Annotated in this window: 19 protein-coding genes and 1 pseudogene; 11 read left to right on the top strand and 9 right to left on the bottom strand. The window is 59.6% G+C overall.

Annotated features, from left to right (window positions below):
- Window positions 1–155: 155 nt before the first annotated feature.
- From BCA01S_RS18155 to BCA01S_RS18175, 5 genes and pseudogenes are all read left to right on the top strand, one after another.
- Window positions 156–1,175, top strand: coding sequence for an ABC transporter substrate-binding protein (locus tag BCA01S_RS18155; RefSeq protein WP_027778125.1), 1,020 nt, complete (start codon window positions 156–158; stop codon window positions 1,173–1,175).
- 37 nt (window positions 1,176–1,212) lie between these two features.
- Entirely contained in the window at window positions 1,213–2,007 is a 795-nt protein-coding gene (locus BCA01S_RS18160) for an ABC transporter ATP-binding protein (protein WP_027778126.1), read from the top strand.
- A gap of 16 nt (window positions 2,008–2,023) precedes the next feature.
- Window positions 2,024–2,887, top strand: coding sequence for an ABC transporter permease (locus BCA01S_RS18165; RefSeq protein ID WP_027778127.1), 864 nt, complete (start codon window positions 2,024–2,026; stop codon window positions 2,885–2,887).
- A gap of 179 nt (window positions 2,888–3,066) precedes the next feature.
- A pseudogene (locus tag BCA01S_RS34960) lies at window positions 3,067–4,218 on the top strand (alkaline phosphatase family protein); the annotation flags it as partial.
- A gap of 194 nt (window positions 4,219–4,412) precedes the next feature.
- Window positions 4,413–4,730, top strand: a complete 318-nt coding sequence (locus BCA01S_RS18175; RefSeq protein ID WP_027778128.1) for a DUF4148 domain-containing protein — start codon at window positions 4,413–4,415, stop codon at window positions 4,728–4,730.
- A 308-nt stretch (window positions 4,731–5,038) separates the two neighbouring features.
- Here the strand turns inward: BCA01S_RS18175 and BCA01S_RS18180 are convergent, their stop codons facing one another.
- The 3 genes from BCA01S_RS18180 to BCA01S_RS18190 all read right to left on the bottom strand — a co-directional run bounded on the left by BCA01S_RS18180 (window position 5,039) and on the right by BCA01S_RS18190 (window position 7,707).
- Complete coding sequence (locus tag BCA01S_RS18180) at window positions 5,039–5,287, bottom strand: hypothetical protein (RefSeq protein ID WP_027778129.1); 249 nt, start codon at window positions 5,285–5,287, stop codon at window positions 5,039–5,041.
- A 115-nt stretch (window positions 5,288–5,402) separates the two neighbouring features.
- Window positions 5,403–6,593, bottom strand: coding sequence for an acyltransferase family protein (locus tag BCA01S_RS18185; RefSeq protein ID WP_244146043.1), 1,191 nt, complete (start codon window positions 6,591–6,593; stop codon window positions 5,403–5,405).
- A 67-nt stretch (window positions 6,594–6,660) separates the two neighbouring features.
- Window positions 6,661–7,707: a phytoene/squalene synthase family protein gene (locus BCA01S_RS18190; protein ID WP_027778131.1), complete on the bottom strand. Its 1,047-nt coding sequence runs from the start codon at window positions 7,705–7,707 to the stop codon at window positions 6,661–6,663.
- A 65-nt stretch (window positions 7,708–7,772) separates the two neighbouring features.
- On the opposite strand from BCA01S_RS18190, the gene BCA01S_RS18195 reads away from it, so the two are divergent.
- The 3 genes from BCA01S_RS18195 to BCA01S_RS18205 all read left to right on the top strand — a co-directional run bounded on the left by BCA01S_RS18195 (window position 7,773) and on the right by BCA01S_RS18205 (window position 10,516).
- Complete coding sequence (locus tag BCA01S_RS18195) at window positions 7,773–8,273, top strand: MarR family winged helix-turn-helix transcriptional regulator (protein ID WP_027778132.1); 501 nt, start codon at window positions 7,773–7,775, stop codon at window positions 8,271–8,273.
- Between the two features lie 414 nt (window positions 8,274–8,687).
- Window positions 8,688–10,160 (top strand): RAD55 family ATPase, encoded by a 1,473-nt coding sequence (locus BCA01S_RS18200; protein ID WP_027778133.1) that lies wholly within the window; start codon window positions 8,688–8,690, stop codon window positions 10,158–10,160.
- Between the two features lie 5 nt (window positions 10,161–10,165).
- On the top strand, window positions 10,166–10,516 hold the full coding sequence (locus BCA01S_RS18205) for a response regulator (protein ID WP_020068846.1): 351 nt from the start codon (window positions 10,166–10,168) through the stop codon (window positions 10,514–10,516).
- A gap of 24 nt (window positions 10,517–10,540) precedes the next feature.
- Here the strand turns inward: BCA01S_RS18205 and bla are convergent, their stop codons facing one another.
- Entirely contained in the window at window positions 10,541–11,506 is a 966-nt protein-coding gene (gene bla, locus BCA01S_RS18210) for a class A beta-lactamase (protein ID WP_027778134.1), read from the bottom strand.
- 99 nt (window positions 11,507–11,605) lie between these two features.
- Here bla and BCA01S_RS18215 point away from each other — a divergent pair, with 99 nt between their 5' ends.
- Window positions 11,606–12,484 (top strand): LysR family transcriptional regulator, encoded by an 879-nt coding sequence (locus tag BCA01S_RS18215; RefSeq protein ID WP_027778135.1) that lies wholly within the window; start codon window positions 11,606–11,608, stop codon window positions 12,482–12,484.
- Here BCA01S_RS18215 and BCA01S_RS18220 read toward each other — a convergent pair.
- Entirely contained in the window at window positions 12,481–12,732 is a 252-nt protein-coding gene (locus BCA01S_RS18220; RefSeq protein ID WP_027778136.1) for a hypothetical protein, read from the bottom strand. The two genes, BCA01S_RS18215 and BCA01S_RS18220, sit on opposite strands and share 4 nt — an antisense overlap.
- A gap of 62 nt (window positions 12,733–12,794) precedes the next feature.
- Window positions 12,795–13,286 (bottom strand): lecithin retinol acyltransferase family protein, encoded by a 492-nt coding sequence (locus BCA01S_RS18225; RefSeq protein WP_027778137.1) that lies wholly within the window; start codon window positions 13,284–13,286, stop codon window positions 12,795–12,797.
- 462 nt (window positions 13,287–13,748) lie between these two features.
- On the opposite strand from BCA01S_RS18225, the gene BCA01S_RS18230 reads away from it, so the two are divergent.
- Both BCA01S_RS18230 and BCA01S_RS18235 read left to right on the top strand, forming a co-directional pair.
- Window positions 13,749–14,036, top strand: coding sequence for a hypothetical protein (locus BCA01S_RS18230; RefSeq protein WP_027778138.1), 288 nt, complete (start codon window positions 13,749–13,751; stop codon window positions 14,034–14,036).
- A 5-nt stretch (window positions 14,037–14,041) separates the two neighbouring features.
- Window positions 14,042–14,812 (top strand): PP2C family protein-serine/threonine phosphatase, encoded by a 771-nt coding sequence (locus tag BCA01S_RS18235; RefSeq protein ID WP_027778139.1) that lies wholly within the window; start codon window positions 14,042–14,044, stop codon window positions 14,810–14,812.
- A gap of 42 nt (window positions 14,813–14,854) precedes the next feature.
- On the opposite strand, the gene BCA01S_RS18240 is transcribed toward BCA01S_RS18235, so the two are convergent.
- The 3 genes from BCA01S_RS18240 to BCA01S_RS18250 are packed head-to-tail and all read right to left on the bottom strand — an operon-like array spanning window position 14,855 to window position 20,076.
- Window positions 14,855–16,225, bottom strand: coding sequence for a sigma-54 interaction domain-containing protein (locus tag BCA01S_RS18240; protein ID WP_027778140.1), 1,371 nt, complete (start codon window positions 16,223–16,225; stop codon window positions 14,855–14,857).
- Window positions 16,225–19,281: a peptidase domain-containing ABC transporter gene (locus BCA01S_RS18245; RefSeq protein WP_027778141.1), complete on the bottom strand. Its 3,057-nt coding sequence runs from the start codon at window positions 19,279–19,281 to the stop codon at window positions 16,225–16,227. The genes BCA01S_RS18240 and BCA01S_RS18245 overlap by 1 nt, the downstream gene beginning before the upstream one ends.
- A gap of 42 nt (window positions 19,282–19,323) precedes the next feature.
- Window positions 19,324–20,076 carry a peptidylprolyl isomerase gene (locus BCA01S_RS18250; RefSeq protein WP_020068838.1) on the bottom strand — a complete coding sequence of 251 codons (753 nt, stop codon included), beginning with the start codon at window positions 20,074–20,076 and terminating at the stop codon, window positions 19,324–19,326.
- Window positions 20,077–20,102: the final 26 nt, after the last annotated feature.

Below are 20,102 nucleotides of genomic sequence, written 5' to 3' on the forward strand. Positions count from 1 at the left end.
TGCGGCACGATTCGCGCGGTTCGGGGTTAACACTCACTATTTGCCGACACCGTCGAAAGCTCCCAGAAGGTTTCCGATTTCTATAATCGCCGTCATTCACTCAAAAAGCGCCGCATGGTCCATAGGGCGGCGGCCAAACCCCAGGAGACTGCCTCATGCGTACCTTGCGCCAGATTGCCGCTGTGTCCGGTGTTGCATTTGCCCTCGCCGCTGCTTCGGCAGCCGCTCACGCGGAGAAACTCACGATCATGGTCGGCGGCGCCACCAAGATCATTTACCTGCCGGCCAAGCTGACTGAACAACTCGGCTACTTCAAAGACGAAGGCCTCGACGTCGAAATTCTCTCGCAGCCTGCGGGCGTGGATGCAGAGAACGAACTGCTCGCAGGCGCGGTGCAAGGCGTAGTGGGCTTCTACGATCACACTATCGATCTGCAGAGCAAAGGCAAAGAAGTGCAGGCGCTGGTGATCTTCGGCCAGGTGCCGGGCGAAGTGGAAATGGTCTCCACGAAGGCGGCAGACAGCTTCAAGAGCATGGCGGACGCAAAAGGCAAGACGCTTGGCGTGACCGGCCTCGGCTCCTCGACAAGCTTCCTCACGCAATACCTTGCGCAACGCGCGGGTGTTCCGTCCACGCAATACACGCTGTTGCCAGTCGGTGCCGACAATAGCTTTATCGCGGCCATCAAACAAAGCCGCATCGACGCCGGCATGACGACAGAGCCGACGGTCTCGCAACTTCTCAAGACCGGCGACGCGAAAGTACTGGTCGATATGCGCACGCTCGAAGGCACGCGCGCAGCGCTCGGCGGCACTTATCCTGCTTCGAGCTTCTACGTGCAACGCGCGTGGGCCGAGTCGCACAAGAGCGACGCGGCGAAGCTTTCGCACGCTTTCGCAAAGACGCTGAACTTCATCGCCACGCATAGCGCTGAAGAAATCGCGGCCAGGATGCCGAAGGACTACTACGGCAACAACAAGGACCTTTACGTCGGTGCACTGAAAGCGTCGCTGCCCATGTTCACGAAGGACGGCAAGATGCCCGCCGACGGTCCGGAGACCGTGTTGAAAGTGCTCTCCGCATTCAACCCCTCGGTGAAGGGCAAGCACATTGACCTCGCCAAGACCTACACGAACGACTTCGTGGCGGCGCCGGTCAAGACCGCGGCCAAGTAACGTCACCCACATCAAGCAAACTGCGAGGCACCAGCCGATGAACCAACCTATGTCACGCGAAACGCCTGCTATCGAAATGCGCAACGTGTCCTGCCGTTTCATCTCTCCGGACGGCAAGGCAACCATCGCGTTGCGCGACTTCAGCATGTCGGTGGCGCGCGGCGAGTTCGTTGCGATTGTCGGGCCGACGGGCTGCGGCAAATCCACCACGCTCAGCATGATTACAGGCTTGCTCAAGCCCACTACCGGCGAAGTGCGCGTGATGGGCGCGCCGGTCGACGGCATCGATCCGCGCATCGGCTTCGTGTTTCAGGCAGACGCCGTGTTTCCGTGGCGCTCGGTCATCGACAACGTCGCGGCCGGTCCGCTGTATCGCGGCCGCTCGAAATCCGCCGCCTACGAAGAAGCGAACGAGTGGTTGCGCCGCGTGGGCCTCGACAAGTTCGGCAAGCACTATCCGCATCAGTTGTCCGGCGGCATGCGCAAACGCGTGGCGCTCGCGCAAACTTTCATCAACCGGCCGGAAATCCTGTTGATGGACGAGCCGTTCTCCGCGCTCGACATGCAAACGCGCACGTTGATGCAAGACGAATTGCTGCAGTTGTGGGGCGGCGCCGGGTCGGTCGTGTTTGTCACGCACGATCTCGAAGAGGCGATTGCACTCGCCGACCGCGTGTTCGTGCTGACCGCGCGTCCCGCGACGCTGAAAAAGGTCTACGAGATCGATTTGCCGCGTCCGCGTGTCACGTCGGAAGTTCGCTACGACCCGCGTTTCATCGAAATCTCGCGCGATATCTGGCACGACCTGCGCGAAGAAGTGCAGATCGGTTAATCAAGGAAAGCGAAACATGTCTACTACTCCTCAACAGATGATGCCCTCGGGCATCGACGCCGCGTCGCTCGCGCAAGTCGAGCGGGTCGCGCAAAAACGTATCCGGCAGCGTCAGGTGCTGGTGATCGCGCTGCGTATCGCCGTACTCGTGATCGTGCTCGGCGGCTGGGAACTGTCCGCGCGCCTGAAGTGGATCGACCCGTTCTTCTTCTCGATGCCAAGCGCGATTTTCGATCAGATCGTCGACTGGTTCGTGAATGGCACGTCTCAAGGCCCGCTTCTCACGCAGGTTTGGGTCACGCTCGAAGAAACTGGACTCGGCTTCATTATCGGTTCCGTTGCCGGCGTGTTCTGCGGCATTCTGCTCGGCCGCAACAAGCTGCTGTCGGACGTGTTCAGCCTCTACATCAAGATCGCCAACTCGATTCCGCGTGTGGTGCTCGGCTCCGTGTTCGTGATTGCGCTGGGCCTCGGCATGGCTTCGAAGGTTGCACTCGCCGTGGTCATGGTGTTCTTCGTCGTGTTTGCCAATGCGTTTCAGGGCGTACGTGAGGCGGATCGTTACATGATCGCGAATGCGCAGATTCTCGGTGCTTCGCGCCGTCAGGTAACCACGTCGGTTGTGATTCCCTCGGCATTGAGCTGGATTCTTGCAAGCCTGCATGTGAGCTTCGGCTTCGCGCTCGTCGGCGCAGTGGTCGGCGAATTTCTCGGCTCCAAACAAGGTATCGGCCTGCTGATTTCCACGGCGCAAGGTGCGTTCAACGCAAGCGGCGTGTTTGCCGCGATGATCGTGCTGGCCGTGGTCGCGTTGGCAGCGGACTACTTGTTGACCGCAGTCGAGCAGCGCTTGTTGAAATGGCGACCGGCAGCCGTCTAGACCTGAGCCACCTTGCCGTGTGAAAGCGCGGCGGTACGAAACAATGCCGTTCGGTGAATGACCGAACGGCATTTTTGCATTCTGACGTCAACAACGCCCCCAGTTGCAGCGACGCATATGGCGGCCGCCACGCCCCGCGCGTAGGTGTTCAACCCGCAGTGCCCGGCAGGCAGGGCCGATTTTCTCCGGCTTCTCATAGCGATACGCTCGGAGAGCAATTCACCGTTTGCGACAGATGGTTTTCATCTCTTCCCGGCCCAACGTGGCCGAACCGTTACTTCGCGCTTTCCGGCACTTCGAAGGGGCAGGTGGGAATGCCATCCGGCCTCGACGCGCTCAATCCCAAGTGGTACACCAAGCAGGATCAGGATACGATCTTTGACCGCCTGAACGACGCTAAAAAGACCTGGACCGTCTATTTCTACGACTTTCCGGCATCATTGCTATTCAAGAATCAGCGCAAAGCCGAGAACCTCGCGAATTACCGCTACTTTGACAATTTCTTTCCCGATGCTGCAGGACCAGCCGATGCATTTCCGGAGTTCGTGCTCATAGAGCCCAAGTACTTCGGCGAGGCACAGAACGACGATCATCCGCCGCATAACATCATGAAGGCGGAAAAGCTGATCGCGGACACCTACAACGCATTGCGATCAAATCAGGCGTTGTGGGAAAGCACATTGTTAGTCGTCCTTTACGACGAGCACGGTGGCTTCTATGACCACGTGCCGCCACCGTCAGATTCGGTCGCGCCCGACGAACATACGTCCATGTTCGACTTCAGGCGACTTGGCGTCCGCGTGCCCGCCCTCCTCGTGTCCCCTTGGTGCGACTCTGGTGTATGCCACGCGCAATTCGACCATTGCAGCGTGCTGAAATATCTCTGCGACAAATGGGACCTGCCTCCGCTCGGCAAACGCACCGAAGCCTCGTCGAGCGTCGGGCTGGCGATCCGTACCACCGGCACGCCCCCCGCCGACACGCCTCAATTCATTCGGGTGAGTAATCAGTCGCTCATTCCGGATCACGTGGAACTGGAAAAGAAGTCGTCGAACAACAATCAGCGTGGACTCCACCATTTCGCCGACTTTCTACACACCGATCTCGACCGACTGGAAACGAACGCGGTGGTGTCGGCGGCGAATTTTGCGCGCGCCGAGAACCGCTGGGTGAGCCTGAAAAACGTGTTGGGTTCGGCGTTGATCGGCTTGGGGCAGTGGCTTAGCAAAGACTTCTATCGGGCCCGCGATCTGCGGGACGGGCGCACCAGCCATGCATTCACGCGGCTGTCGCAGCGGGCCAACGGAGCCGTCCGCAGGCGCAGTGAATGAGAGCCGCTGCACGCGGGGGCTCCCCCGGCGCGTCGGCAGGAATGAACAGCACCGTCCGTTTATCTCAATTCCAGCAACGAAGTTTACCGAAAAGCGCCATTACTCTCTCCAGTTTGCAAACCTACAATGTAATCACTGGCTGCGAACAACAAGGTTCGTAGCGCGATAAAGACCGAAACTGGAGGTAGTTCATCATGAAATCACTTATTCAAGCTGTTGTTATCGCCACTGTGCTGGCCGCTCCTGTCGCTTCGTTTGCGCAGTCCAACCAGCCCGTGACACGCGCACAGGTGCGCGCGGAACTGGTTCAACTGGAAAAGGCCGGCTATCAGCCGACCCGCTCGGATCCTTATTATCCGGCTGACATTCAGGCCGCAGAAGCTAGCGTCGCCGCGCAAAACGGCACTGCGCAGCCGGCTGTGTCGAGCTATGGCGGTGTTGCGAACGGTTCTTCGGAATCCGGCCGCGCGGTGTCGGCGAACGGCGCGAAGTCGATTTACTTCGGCAACTAAGCGCAGCAGGTAACGGCGGCAACCGGGTCGGTGCACAGGCTGAGAATGGCGCGATACGCCGCCGACAAGGCGCGGCGGAGTTCTCAGCAGTCGGCCGCCCGTCTCACGCCGCCAACGCGCCCAGCCGTCTGAGCCGTTAAAAATGAAAAAGCCCGCGACCGGTTGTTCCGATCACGGGCTAGTTTGCTATCCGTTACCTCCGTCATCGGCTACCGATGACTTCGCCTGGACTCGTCAGTCCAGGCACTTTTTTGCCCCTGTGAACCGTTGCGTGTGCAACAGCTCATCGGCCAAGCGAACTGACCAGCTCAATCGCGAGCGATCAGATCGCCCACTTGCCCGCGCCCCGTGACAAGGCAGCTCGACAGGAAATTCTCGCTCTGGCTGCTCGCGCCGACATCTCCAAAGCCCTTCTTGAGCGCGCTAGCCTTGACCAGTTCAGCGCCCTGATGGCATGTGATCGTCCCGACTTCGCCGGCTTGCGCGCGCATCAGCGCCCGATCCGCCATTAAATAGCCGAGCAACAGCACCACCGCAATATTGAATGCCTGCCTCATCGAATGTCTCCTCTTTCGAAGAGACTAACGCGAACCATCCGGACACGGTCTTAGGGGTTTCCCGATTCGGGCCTATCTGCTGACGCAGGTTAAATCAAGCGACGTGAGCGCCAAGTCAGGTAATAGTGCCGCGCTGACGCACATGCGCGGCTGTTGCATCCGGCGCTGTATGCCCGGACTGCAGCCGCCACATGCGCTGCTGCACGCGCCGCGTGTTTCGCTCGAACAACAGATAAACCGCGAAAGCGTACACATAGCAGGCAATGAGCATTCCGGTCAGCACGAGTACTCCTTTTGCATCGAACGGAATGCGCTGCCTGAAACCCACGGCGGCCACAAAAAGAATAAACGGGAAATGCGTGAGATACAGCGAATAGGAAAACCTGGAAAACAGAATTGCGGCTCGCGACAGTACCGGCAGGCGCAAGCGAACATTTTCGAGCAAAACGCAGCGGAGGAACAGAAAGCAAGGCACGCCGACGATCCAGTCGTTATCGAGCAGAAAGAGGCGTGTACAAACAAGCGCGGTGAGAAACACCATGCCGCTTGCGAGCGTAAGCCACGGTATGGCCCGGCGCTTCAGTCGCGCGGGAGAACGCTTTTCCAGCACCGCGAGCAGCACGCCGAGCAGCCACAATCCGAAGCCGCTTTGCAGCGATGGGAACGCGATCATCGTACCGAGCGCAAACGCGGCGATCGCATAGCCGCCGAGTCCCCGCCGGCCGCCCAACAACACGACGCATGCGGGAAACCACAGGTAGTACCAGAACTCGTTAGCGAGGCTCCATAGCGGACCATTCGATCCGTATGTGACGCACGCCAGGGTTTGCAGGAAGACGAGATTGCATGCGAGCGTCGTTGGGCCCAGATGCGATGCAACGTTGATCTGTTGATCGAATGTGCCTTCAATCCCGAGATAGAAAGGTCCGCCCGCGAGCTGGATACCAAGGCGGTCCCAGAACAACGTTAGCAGCAGCGCCGGCACCAGCACGACCCACAGGCGCGATAAGCGTTCAGTCAGATAGCGCTGCCAGCTCCACGAGCCGGTGCCGACCTGGCGCAGCACCGAGCCGCCGACAAAGTACCCGCTCAGCAAAAAGAATACGATGACGGCCGTGTGCCCGTAGTTGCTGACGAAATAAAACGCCTTGCCCGCGGGGCCCAGTCCCACGCTGGACCTGTAGTCGACGAACATCAGATTGCGCAGATGGCTGAGGCAAACAGCGCCCGCCGCCAGTGCCCGGATCAGGTCGAGTGTGTCGCAATGCTGTTTTTCCGGCGGCGCCATATGAGTCGGATCGGACAAAGGATTTGTCGATCAAACTACGGCCCGGCATGCTTTTAATCAGTACGTTGGAGCACACACAAGCGGGTCAAAGCCGGGCTTCTATGTGCCGGATGCGTTGCTCTATCGACTGACGCACCAGCCGATTCGAGCCGACCAGCAGCAGCGACGACGCAATGATCCGATACACCGTGCTCCTGCGCACCTTCGAAACTTTTTGCGGATCGAGCCACGCTGCGTTATCCACGAGCAACATCAGCGTTTCGAGCCCGATCAGAATCGGCCACAAACACGCAAGCCGCAAGCGCACGGAAAACGCGGGAATGGCGAGCGTGTAATCGAGCGCTTCACGGAAATGATCGAGCGTGGTGCGCAACAACTCGGTCATCAGCGGACGCGCGCGCAACGAATTGGCCGGCGACAACATGTCTTGTGGACTCAAGCCGTGTTGATCCAGCAATGTTTGCGGAAGATAACAGCGGCCGATACGCAGGTCTTTTCCGCAATCGCGCAAGACGTTGGTCATTTGCAGCGCCTTGCCGAACCGGACGCCACGGCTCGCCATTGTCTCGGGCCGCTCTTTGAGCGTGCCGGGCATATGTGCATAGGTCATCGTGGTCCAGAATTCGCCGACGCAGCCCGCTACAAGATATGTGTAGCGGTCCAACTCCGAATATTCGCGCAGCGCCGCGATGCGGCCCGAACGTTCGTCGGGGAACGTGCGTAAATCGAATTCCATGCCTTCGGTTAGCGTTGAAACGATTCCCCGCACGGCCTTGCGATCCGATTCATTCAACTGGCCCAGTACGTCGAGCGCGGGACCGAGCGATTCCAGCAACACCTTCTCGTCCGACTGAGTCTGCTGGCCCGCGACCTCCGCGGCCATACGCTGGAACAGCGCGCCGTCGCTCGACACACCGTTGACCTGGTCACGCAACGCCAGCAATAACTGAAGGCGCTGTTCCGGCGCGATCAGCGAGGTATCCGCAACCGTGTCGGCGGCACGCGCGAGCAGATAGGCGAGGCCGATCGGGTCGCGCATTCCCTCTGGCAGCACGCGCAGCGTAAGGTAAAACGAGCGTGAAACGCCTTTCAGGAGCGGGCCGAGAAGAAAAGCCCGGGTCGGATTCGGCATGGGTGCGATGTCAGTATTGGCAAAATTCAGGCGGTGCCGAATTGTATACGGCAAGCCGCGATAAGATGCGGGATAGCCTGAATCTCGTGCCGACAATGAGCAAAAACCAGAATTCAACTCTTGAAGCCGCCACTACGCGGACTCGCCGGCCCGCGCTGCGCCTGACCTATGTGATAGGCAGTCTCGACCGCATCCTGCGGCGCCGTATGAGCGAAGCGCTTGCGCCGCTCGGCTTGACGCTCGCGCAATTTACCGCACTGTCCGTTCTCGAAGCAAAGGGGCAGGCGTCGAACGCGCAGCTTGCCGAACGCTCGTTCATCACGCCGCAGTCTGCCAACGAGGTGATGAACGCAATGGCGAGCCGTAACTGGGTGAGCCGCGAGCCGGACCCCACGCACGGTCGCATCGTGCTGCTGCAATTAACCGACGAGGGACGTGCCGTGCTGCGTCAATGCGAGCAGGCGGTTAGAACGATTGAAAAGCAGATGCTAGAAGGTATCGAATTGGAAGCGGCCGGCACGGTGCAGCGCCACCTCGAAACTTTCGTCCGCAACCTGCGCGGATAGCATCGTCAGTCAGAGCAAATTTTATTGAGGATGGCTAAGATAGCGGCTCGCTAATGAGCGCACGAAGCGTGGCCTTCGCAAGACGAGCCATTCGCTCGCGCTCAGACGAAGACCGTACCGATAAGTAGCGTTGCACATACCTGTTTTGTACTTTGTGCGCCGCGCAGAATAATTTTTTCATTTCCGGTTGGCTGCGCTTGCGTTCGTATCGGAGCGCAATCGTCCCACTCGCCTGCCGACATCCGCCAAATGCCCGTGGTAAAGCGCTCGACGGACACGTAGAATTGCGGGCAGCCATTCTCCACATGCGTTATGGCCGGGCAGTACTGGGAACGCACGTTGCTAACGAGGTTAGTTTAAATCGCGGGCGGACGTCAGCGAGCCGCCTGAGTTTGTACTTCAACGCACACCATAATGACTATTCACGAATCGCAGACCTCTCTTCGCGCCAACGTTGATACGGGCGTGCCCGGTCTCGACGAGATTCTTGGCGGCGGGCTGGTCCGGGGCGGCGTCTATCTTCTCGAGGGCATGGCCGGCGCAGGCAAGACGATTCTATCCAGCCAGATCGGCTTTCATCGCGTAAGCCGGGGCGAGAAGGTGCTGTACATGACCTTGATCGCTGAATCGCACGACAAGTTGCTCGCACACCTGAAGCGCCTGACTTTCTTCGACGAAAAAGCAGTCGCGCAGCAGATGCTTTTCGTTTCCGGTTATCACGAACTCATGCAGGACGGTCTGGACGGCTTCCTGAAACTGATTGCGTCGAGCATCTACGATTACCGGCCGAGCCTCATGATCATCGACGGCTTTCGCAGCGCGCGCGAATTCAGCGAAACCGAACTGTCGTTGTCCAAGTTCATTCACGAACTGAATGCGCTCGTCGCGGCAATGGACTGCACGACGCTGCTCCTCGCGCCGCTGTCCGGCAACGAGCCGCATCCTGAGCACACGCTGGTCGACGGCCTGATCGAACTGAACCGCTTCAGCGACGGTATGCGCCGCGCCCGCGAAATCGAAGTCCACAAGCTGCGCGCGCGCAATCATCTGATGGGCAAGCACTACTTTCGCATCGCGGAGAGCGGGCTCCTCATGTATCCGCGTCTCGAATCGCAATGCGCCCCCTCGAGCGGACCGGTGGATCTGAAAACGCGGATCAGCTTCGGCTTGCCGCATCTCGACATTCTGTTCGGCGGCGGGCTGTCACAAGGCTCGACTACGACGTTGATCGGGCCGTCGGGCGTTGGCAAAACCATGCTTTGCCTGCAATTTCTTGCCGCGGGTGTCGCGAACGGCGAACGTTGCCTCTATCTCGGCTCTTACGAAGGACCGCAACGACTGCTCGGTAAAGCAGAAGCCGTTTCGATACCCCTCAACGACGCGTACCAGGACGGTCGTCTTGCCATCCAATGGCAGCCGGCCATTGAACTTGCCGTCGACGAGATCGCCGCTAACGCGCTTGCCACGGCGAGAGAAATCGGGGCAACGCGCATGGTGATCGACGGCGTGGAGGGGTTCCGCGATTCGGCGTTGCGCGTCGAGCGCTTTGGGCTATTCCTGAACGCATTGCTGCACCAGTTGCGCGAAGCCGGCATCACGGCGCTCATCACCGAAGAATTGCCGCTCTATCCAGACCACGGCAATTTTCGAAGCACGCGTGTATCGGCACTTACAGAAAATCTCGTCTTGTTGCGCTACGCGGAAACCGAAGCAGGACTGCGGCGTGCAATCTCAATCGTCAAGCAGCGGGAGAGCGCGCATGATCCGTCTACCCATGAGCTCGTAATCTCCTCACACGGGCTGGATGTTATTGAAAGTCCGTTTAGCGCCGCGGTTTCTTCGGCCACAGGCTTGTCCGCGACGTTGCAGCCGCGGCGACCGGCGTAGCCCCCATGAAAACCATTCTGGTTGTGGATGACGAATTCGACATCCTCACTGTGTGGCGGCTGCTGCTCGAACGTCACGGCTATACCGTGCTGACCGCATCGAATGGCGCGGCCGCGCTCGATCAGATACGCAAGACCCGGCCGGACGTTATCGTGTCGGACTGCATGATGCCGGTCATGTCAGGCCTGGAGCTTTGCGCAGCGCTTTACGCCGATCCGGACCTGCGCACCATTCCGGTGATTCTCTGCAGCGCGGCCGCCGACATTCCCGCGCAGCAGAATCCTTCTATTCAGTACGCGCGCAAGCCGATTTCATTCGACGCGCTGCTGACCATGCTCAAGCGCGTTTCAGGGTAAAAGCACAGGCCGTTGGCGCAGCCGTTAAACCGACTGCGCCACTAGCGCGCCGACGCTCGCAATAGCCGCATTGCAACGCGCCGCGTCGCCTGCCGTTTCCGTCAGATAGACCGCGACGAGAATGGGGCCGCGGCCGGGCGGCCACACGATCGCCACGTCGTTGGCAGTGCCGTGATCCCCTGTGCCGGTCTTGTCGCCAACGCCCCAGTCCTTCGGCAGTTTTGCGCGAATCCGCTCGCCGCCAGTCTCATTGGCCGCGAGCCACGCAAGCAATTGCGCTCTCGACGACGAAGTCAAATGCTCGCCCAGCACCAGCTCGCGCAGATTGCCGAGCATTGCATTCGGCGTCGTAGTGTCGCGCGGATCGCCGGGCGTGCCTTCGTTAAGCGTGGGCTCGATCCGGTCCAGACGCGTGATGCCGTCACCCAGACTGCGCGCAAATGCGGTCAATGCGGCAGGACCGCCAAAGCTCGCCAGCAACAGGTTAGCGGCCGTGTTATCGCTGAGCGTGATCGCCGCCTTGCACAGATCGGCGACGCTCATTCCCGTGTTGCCGGTGCGCTCGCGCGTATGCTTCGATGTCGCCGGCGAGTTCGGCACAAGCTCGCTTTGCGAGTAAACGATGCGTCGCTGCAAGTCTTCCTCGCCGCGATCCACCCTCGCCAATATCGCGCCCGCGACGATCAGTTTGAACGTGCTGCACATCGGAAAGCGTTCGTCCGCATGTAAGCCGGCGTGCAGGCCCGATGTCGTGTCGACGATCGCGACACCGAGCCGTCCGCCGCTATCTGCCTCGATCTCCCGCAGCCGCGCGCGGATCGTATCGGCCTTTGCCAGCTCCTGCCGCGGCGTTGCCGCCGTGGTGCGCTTGGCCGGTCCGGCGTCTTTGCCCCATGCATCGCCGCTTCGAAACACGGCGCTAGCAAAGCCACCAACGCCAACTATCGAAACGCCCAGCATCGTGCCCGCAAATTTTCTTCTCGTGATCATTGCAGCTCCTTGTGTGAAGCCGCAACTATCTGTTTTCCGGCTTTCACTGACAAACGATGATAAGTTAGTGCGCTCACAAGAAAAACTTATGCCTCGGCTATGAGACCTTATCTTCCGCTCAATGCGCTGCGCGCCTTCGAATCGTCCGCGCGGCACCTGAGCTTCACTCGCGCGGCGCTCGAACTGAACGTCACGCAGGCCGCCGTCAGCCAGCAGGTCAGAACGCTCGAAGAGCGTCTTGGCACCGCGCTATTCAAGCGCCTGCCACGCGGCCTTGCGATGACCGATGAAGGCCTTGCACTGCGCCCCGTGCTGACCGACGCATTCGATCGCATCGAGGCGGTGCTCAAACAATTCGAAGGCGGTCACTTTCATGAAGTGTTGACGGTCGGTGTGGTCGGCACATTCGCCGTTGGTTGGCTGATGCCCCGGCTCAAATCGTTTCGCGATGCACATCCCTTTGTCGAGCTGCGGCTTCTGACCAATAACAATCTCGTGGATCTCGCCACTGAGGGGCTCGACTTCGCGATCCGCTTCGGCGACGGCACGTGGCCCGGGTCACTTGCCACACGCCTGCTCGACGCGCCGCTCGCACTGCTATGCACGCCCGAGATTGCCGCGAGATTGTCCACGCCCGCAGATCTCGTCGACGAAACGCTGTTGCGTTCGTATCGCGCGGACGACTGGATCAACTGGTTCGCAGCCGCCGGTATTGCGCCGCGTCCAATTCGCGGACCGGTGTTCGATTCGTCCCGGCTGATGGTCGAAGCGGCCATGCAGGGAGCGGGCATCGCGCTCGCGCCCGCGCTGATGTTCGATCGCGAGATCAACACGGGCCGCCTCGTGCGGCCCTTCGATGTCGAAGTGCAGGCGGGCAGTTACTGGCTCACATGGCTAAAGGGCAAGGCGATGACGCCCGCGATGCTGCTGTTCAGCCAGTGGCTGATCAAGGAAGCGGCTGCACACATGCCACGTTAGCAAAGCCCGGTGCGGCGATGGCCGTTCATGGCGGGGCGCTCTGCTTGCGGCGGAAACACGTTCCACGAGCCATCGTCGTGACGGAAGAAGAAGATAGACAACAGGCCCGACGGGCGCAGCGCTTCGACACGCACGAACCGTTGATGTGAAGCGCGGTGGCAAAACTCCACGACACGTGCGGGCATTGACGGAGTCGGTGCGAGCCATTTGTCGACGGCCCAGTGCAAGGTCTTTTCAGCGGCTGCCATGATGGTTCTCCTTCATTCCTTTACGCTTGAATACCCGAGGTCGATCCGATAGCTCACGCGAGCTATGCGGCGAGTTGTCCGCTGTTTGCGCCGGTGGCGCCGCTTTCGACGAAAGCCTTCACGAGGCACATCAGCACATGCATGCCGGTACGCGGATGGCGCAAGCTGCAATGCACCTGTTCGCTGCGGCTTTCGCCGAGCAGCACCCATGCGCAAAAGTGCTCGCAGTTATTGGTCAGCAGGCGGTAGTGGTTTTCGCCGAGCCGTGAGCGCGCGCGGCGCACCGCTTCATCGCCGATATAACGTGCATGGGGAGTCGCGCGAATCGAAAGCGGGTGTCCTGCCGCGAAGCGATCCAGGTCGACTTCTTCGACCGGCCCGCGATGCACCGAGCCGGCAAAGCCAGCGTAATGAACCACACGGCCATTGCCCACGTAGATGCCGTGATGCTCATAACCGCAGCGGGCTGACACGAGATGCGAGCCGATGGGCAAGTCGATGGTGGACATGCAATCGTCGCGGGTGTCGCTCGTCTTAAGTTGGATCGTGTTCATGGCTGGCCTCGCTTTGTTTCCAACACCGTTGCGAGGTCTTTTGCATCATCCGGGCCATGTGCGCAGAAGCCTTTGTTTATATGGCTTTCCGCTCATTGCCACTTCTTCGACGAGGAAAACTGTGGGCCGCCGAGCGACAGAATATGCCCCGAAGTGTTGGTGCGCGACGCTCTTTTTGCCACTGCCAGAATGGCGATTCACGCTGCAGGTGAGTTGTTGTCCACGCGCCAAAAATGTGTTGGGCGCCACACCGGTTCACGAGCGTGTCTGTTGGATACGCGCCGACCTATCGATCCACGGTGCACCGCTCGAACAGTGCTCGAATGAGCGGAATCGCAGGCCAGTCAACGTTGCGCGGCGAACCGCATGGTGTCATGCAGCGATTGGCATAGCACTTGCACGACCCCTGTCCAGATCCATTGAAACCGCGCGCATTGCGCACGCGGCCAACCGGAGAACGACATGGCTTCTATTTCTGTAGACGATCTCTCACTCAACCTCGCGCTCGACCGTAAAGCAATGGCGGCCATTCGCGGCGGCGGTGGAGCGCCTTGGGTGTATGGCTGGATTCAACCTTATGTGCGGGAAACGCCGAGCATTGGACCGGTCGTGAACCTGTACGAGGTTTCCAACAACTTCTATGCTAACCAGATGATCAACCAGTTCCAGTCGGTCGATGTGCGCAATACCGGCGCCAACTCGAACATCAGTGTCTCTCCCGACGCACGCAGCAGAAACGATATGGTGTAGCCGTTGTGACTTGTGCGAGCCTATTCCGATGGACGTCGTCCGCGCGCTCCGACGCGGGGCGCGTGCGCGAAGTCAACGAAGACGCCTGCCTCGACCAGTCCGAACTCGGACGCTGGGCAGTCGCCGACGGCATGGGCGGACACGCGGTCGGCGATGTCGCGAGCCGCATCGTCATCGACGAATTGAAGCGGCTCGCCTCGCCCGTCAGCATGAAAGCGTTCATGGCCGACGCGCGCGCTCATTTGCAGGCTGCTAATCGTCTGTTGAGAGAAGAGGCCGCACGCCGCCAGGTGCAACGCATTGGCAGCACGGTCGTCGCGCTGCTCGCCTGCGATCGCTTTTGTGGTTATGTATGGGCCGGCGACAGCCGCCTGTACCTTCTTCGCGACGGACAGTTACGCCAGCTCACACGCGATCACAGCCAGGTCGAAGCGCTCAAGTCGCTTGGCGTGATTACCGACGAAGAAGCGCGGCATCATCCCGCGCAGCATATGATCACGCGGGCCGTGGGTGCGACGGATCTGCTCGAACTGGACGACGATGCAATTGAAGTTGCGGACGGCGACATCTTCCTGCTCTGCAGCGACGGGCTAAGCAACGAGATCGGCGAAGACGACATGCTATCTGTGTTGTCTACCGCAGCACACGGCAGCGCGCCAGATCAACTAGTGAGCCTCGCGTTGGAGCGCGGCGGCCGCGACAACATTACTGCGGTCGTGGTACGCGCCGAAGACCCTCACGCCGCGGACAAAACGCTTCTGAACCCGGCGCCGTGAGGCCGTGAGTCGCAAGCCGTTCGATTTCTACGGCTGACGGCGTTACGTATCGCCTTCGCCGTCGTCTTCGGCATGCTCGGCATGCTCGGCGGTGCCGTTCCTGTTCGTGGAGAGGACGTTACGGTTGCGGAAGTCTTTCGAATGCAGGCCGTGCTTCTTCAGCAGCATCTGGAGATGCGACCGGTTCATGTCGATGCGCCGCGCCAATTCGGCTACCGTGCCGTTCACTTCGCGCAGTCCGCGCTCCAGAAAGGCTTTCTCCGCGTCGTCGCTTGCCGCACGCTTAGCATCGCTGAGCGACATCAGGTTCGCCACGCTGATCGGTTCTTGCCCTGTGCTGTTCGCGCCGGTTTGCAACGCCGCTGTTCCCGGCGCCGCGGGCCGCATGTCGGTCGGCAAATGATCCATGTCCGCCATATCCCCAGCAAGACACGAGATGCGATACATCACGTTGCGCAATTCGCGGATGTTGCCTGGATACGCGTAATTGAGCAGGAAGTCCCGCAAACGCGGGGTTAATCTCACGGGCCTGCGTTTGAGCGTGCCGGCCGCCTCGTCACCGAACCATGCGATCAGCAGCGGAATCTCGTCACGGCGTTCGCGCAGCGGCGGCAGCGTCACATGAATGACGCTAAGCCGATAGAACAGATCTTCGCGAAACCTGCCTTCTTCGCTGAGCTTGCGCAGATTGCGATTCGTTGCTGCGACGATGCGCGTATCGACTGCAATGGTTTCGTCGGAACCCACGCGCTGAATCTCGTGCGCTTCCAGCACGCGCAGCAGCTTGACCTGACCCGCGAGCGGCAACTCGCCGATCTCGTCGAGAAAAATGGTACCAGTATGCGCGCTTTCGAATTTCCCTTTACGGTCATTCGAAGCACCTGTAAACGCGCCCTTGCGATGACCGAACAATTCCGACTCCAGCAGATTGTCAGGAATCGCGCCACAGTTCACGGAGATAAACGGCTTATCCGACCGCGAACCGTTGGCGTGAATGACTTTGGCCATCAACTCCTTGCCGGTTCCGCTTTCACCGTCGATCAGAACGGGCAAGTCGGTCGGCGCCGCTTTCTCGGCGATTTCGAGCGATTCGAGCAGGCGCGGATTGTCGCCGAACGTGCCCTCGAAAATGAAACTGCGCTCGAGCAGCGCCTGCCTGCGTGCACCGCGCGACTGCTCGGCGCGCTGTTCGGGCTCTGCTGCCGCCGCGGCTTGCACGAAGCGTTCCTTATGCGAAAGCTGCATGACCTCGTCGCGTAGCGATGTGGCTTGCCTGAGCAGCTTGTCGATATCCGTGCGCTCCAGCCGCGACGACCACCGCAGTGTCGAGCGCAGAATCTCGATCCGCTCGATCAGACCCGCATATGAAATAGCCGGACTGGTGTCTTCAATCTGGTCGAGTATCTTCATCATCACGTACTCAGTTGTTTCTGAACCAGCTGGTAGTACATGCCACCGCGCTGGATCAGTTCTTCATGACGGCCCTGTTCGACGATTGCGCCTTCATAGAGCACGAGAATCTTGTCGGCACGCATGATGGTGCTCAGCCGATGCGCAATGATCACTGCGGTGCGGCCCTTCAGAATGTCGTGCATATTGCCGAGAATATTGCTCTCCGACTGCGAATCGAGCGCAGACGTGGCTTCGTCGAATACCAGCAGGCGTGGATCGTGATACAGCGCGCGTGCAATGCACAGCCGCTGGATCTGGCCGCCGGACAAGCCTATTCCACGCTCGCCGACAATCTGCTCATAACCGAGCGGCATCTTGCTGATGAACGCATGCGCATCCGCCATTCTGGCGACTTCCTCGATGCGTCGGCGGTCGGGTGCGTCGTCGCCGCTTGCTATGTTCTCGGCAATCGTGCCCGAGAACAGCAGATTGCTTTGCATCACATAGCCGATCTGCGCGCGGAAATAAGCTTTATCGACCACGCCGAGGTCGTAACCGTCAATCGACATCTTCCCCTCGCTCGGCGCGTAAAAGCCGACGAGCAACTTGGCCAGCGTCGTTTTGCCGGAGCCGCTGCGTCCGACAATCGCTACGAGTTCGCCGGGTTTGATGTCGAAACTGATGTTCTCCAGCACATAAGCGGAATCGTTATCGCCATAGCGGAAGTAGACACCGCTCAGACTGATTTCGCCCTGGAGTTCGGGCAGCATGACGCGTGACGGCAGATCCTGCGGTCTCTGTTCTGGCTCGATGTCCAGCACATCGCCAAGGCGCTCCATTGCGACGCCCGCGTCATTGAGCATGCTCCATAATCCGACCAGTCCCATCAAGGGGCCGAGCACGCTTCCCATGAATGCATTGAATGCAATCAACTGGCCGATTGTCATCTCGCGCGCGAGCACGAGATTCGCGCCTACCCAGAGAATCGCAATCGTGGTCGCGGCGTTCAGCAGTTGACTGCCGAGCCCAACGAGGATATTGAAAGCGTGCGCGCGGTACTGCACTTCCAACGCTTTCGCGTATTTCTTCTCCCAGCGCAAACGCACGGGCCGCTCGATGCCCATGCCTTTAACCGTTTCGACCCCGGCGAGCGCTTCCATCAGGAACGACTTCGATTCCGTCGATGCGGTGAAGACCTCGCGCGCATAATTCTTGATTCGGGGCGTGGCCAATGCGGTCAGCGCCATGATCGGAATGACGAAGCCGATCAGCACAAGCGTCATCTTCACGTTGTAGACGAACATGATCGTGAAGTAGATGAACACCATTAGCAGATTCAGCGCTGTCGTGACGGTGGATTCCGTAAGAAATGCGCGAATCGTCTGGTTCTCCTGGAAACGCGCGAATATGTCGCCGGTTTTGCGCTTTGCAAAAAACGAGAACGGCAACGACATCGTGTGCTTGAAGAACTGCGACATCATCGCAAAGTCCATGTTGCGTACCATGAAATTGGCGAGGTACGCGCGAATCGACGACATGAGTTGCGAGAATACATTCGCGATAATGAGGCCGCCTATCAGCAGATGCAGCAAGCTCACGTTCTGATGCACGATTACGCCGTCCAGAATGTTCTGGATGATGAGCGGCGGAATCACGCCGAGTACCTGAATCACGAACGTCGCGAGAAACAGGTGACCGAGAATTTTTTTGTACGGCTTCAGATAGCCGACAAAGCGTATCCACGGTGAACGCGACGCCGACATTTGCAGCAAGTTCGGGCCGCCCGTAAACAGCAGACATGTACCGCTCCAGCCGCGCTCGAAATCCTCCACGGTCAATTTGCGGAAGCCTAGCGCCGGGTCCGCGACCCATACGTACTCCGTGGAGACCCCATACACCACCACATAGTGATAGCCCTCCCAATGCACGATGAACGGTAAATCGAATCCACGCAACGAATCGAACGTGCATTGCACGCCACGCGCTGTGAAGCCGAGCGATTCCCCCGCACGGGCAAGGCTGTCGAGCGTCGCGCCCTGCGTCGTCACATTGGCGAGTTCGCGCAGTTTGCCGAGCGTCATCGGAATGCTGTAGTGACGGCAGATCATTGCGAGGCATGCCGCGCCGCAATCCATTTCTTCGGCCTGTTCGACCAACGCAAAACGCCTGATTATCTTTTCGCCGAACTCGGCCTTGCTCTGCAGGTCCAGCATTAGCGGCAACTTACGGCGTTGTTCCAGCCGCTTTTGCCGCTGTAACTCACGGTCGACGTAACGAATACGCTCGTCCAGCACCTCGCGCAGTTTGGGATTGCGTTCGAGAATGAAATGAACGGTGCGCTCGGGAATCACCAGTAGTCGCGCATCGGTGGACGCAACCGCCGAGGCCATTTGTTCCTGGCGCATCAGGCACGCTTTCTCGCCGAATATTTCGCCTTCGCCGAGCGTGGCGAGCGTATAGTCGCGCCCTTCTTCATGCCGAACGATGCGCACTTCACCCTGGCGCACGACGTATAAACGCCGGTCGTCGCGCGCTTCCTGCTTGAGAATCTCTTTGCCTGCAGCGACACGTTTGACACCCACACTGCGTACGTATTCTTCAAGCTCGGCCTTGTTCAGTTTGCCGCGCAGGTCGAACAACTGCGCGACAAAGCCGCCGGCCGAATTGATTGCGACATAACTCGCGACAAAAGCGAGCGCGGCCTGATTGGCCGTGATCACCGGCTCGATTGCTGCGCGTGGGATGAACAACAATTCGGTCTTCGCCGACGCCCGCACCGAGGCTTCATGCACATAAGTTCGCAGCATCGCAATGTCGGCGAAGATTTCTCCCGACTTGCGCACTCCCATGCTTGTTTCCTTGCCGTTCTCCTCGACAAAGATGCGCACCGAGCCCGAGCGGACCACGTATAAGCCGTCGGCGGTCTCCCCCGCCGAACAAACCGTTTCGCCAAACGAATAGAAGCGCGCCTGCGCATATTCAGCCAGGCGGTCGATCTCATCGCGAGAAAAAGGCGACAGTATTTCCACCGAGGCGAGAAACTCGGCGGCGGACGGTGCGGTCTGGGGTGCATCCATAAGCTTGCGGACCTCGATTCGGCTTTTTCAGGTTGCGCCCGGTTAGCGCGCCTCGATCACATGTTCCTGCGCACGCGCGATCAGCCAGCTTTCGCGCAGCAGACGCCTGACTTCGGCGGCGACATCGGCGTCGAGCGTGGCTGGGTATTTGGCCGTCACGGCAAAAATTTCAAAGCACGATCGATCAGCTGACGGGAACGGCCCGAGCAGATCCCCCACCGCCGCATTGAAGATCTTCGCCTCGATATCCGGCTTCAATGAGCCGCGCAGTACCTTGCCTATTACGCCGCCCGCCTCGCGCGTATCGGCAATGGAATGCTCGCGAGCCATGTCGGCGAAACTGTCGGGATCGTCGCGCAGATACGAGATCATTTCCTTCGCCTTGCCTTCGCTATCGAGCACGATATGGCTTACCTCGATCGCGTCGAATTTCGGTGAATTCAGCGCGAAGTAGTCTCTGACGGCGGCCTCGTTGCCGACCTCCTCCAGCATCTTCTCCTGATACAACCCGTCAGTGATGAACGCCTCGAATTCGTCGAGGCTCACGTTGAGCACATCCAGGTACTGGTTCATATCGGTCGCCCGATGCAAGCCTCGCACCCGCCGGAACTGGTCGGCGCGCTGCTGGATTTCGTCGGCGCTCACTGCAATGCCCTGCTTCTTCGCCGCATGCACGGTGAGCTTGTCGCGCACGATCTGCTCTATCAGGCTTTCGAACTGGCCCGTCAGTTTCAGAAGTCGAATGAATTCGCTGACGTCCACAACTTCATCATCGATTCGCACTATCGCGGTCATGTTGTCCGCTCCCATGGTTGATGTGT

Source organism: Paraburkholderia caledonica NBRC 102488 (assembly GCF_000685095.1).
Classification (GTDB): domain Bacteria; phylum Pseudomonadota; class Gammaproteobacteria; order Burkholderiales; family Burkholderiaceae; genus Paraburkholderia; species Paraburkholderia caledonica.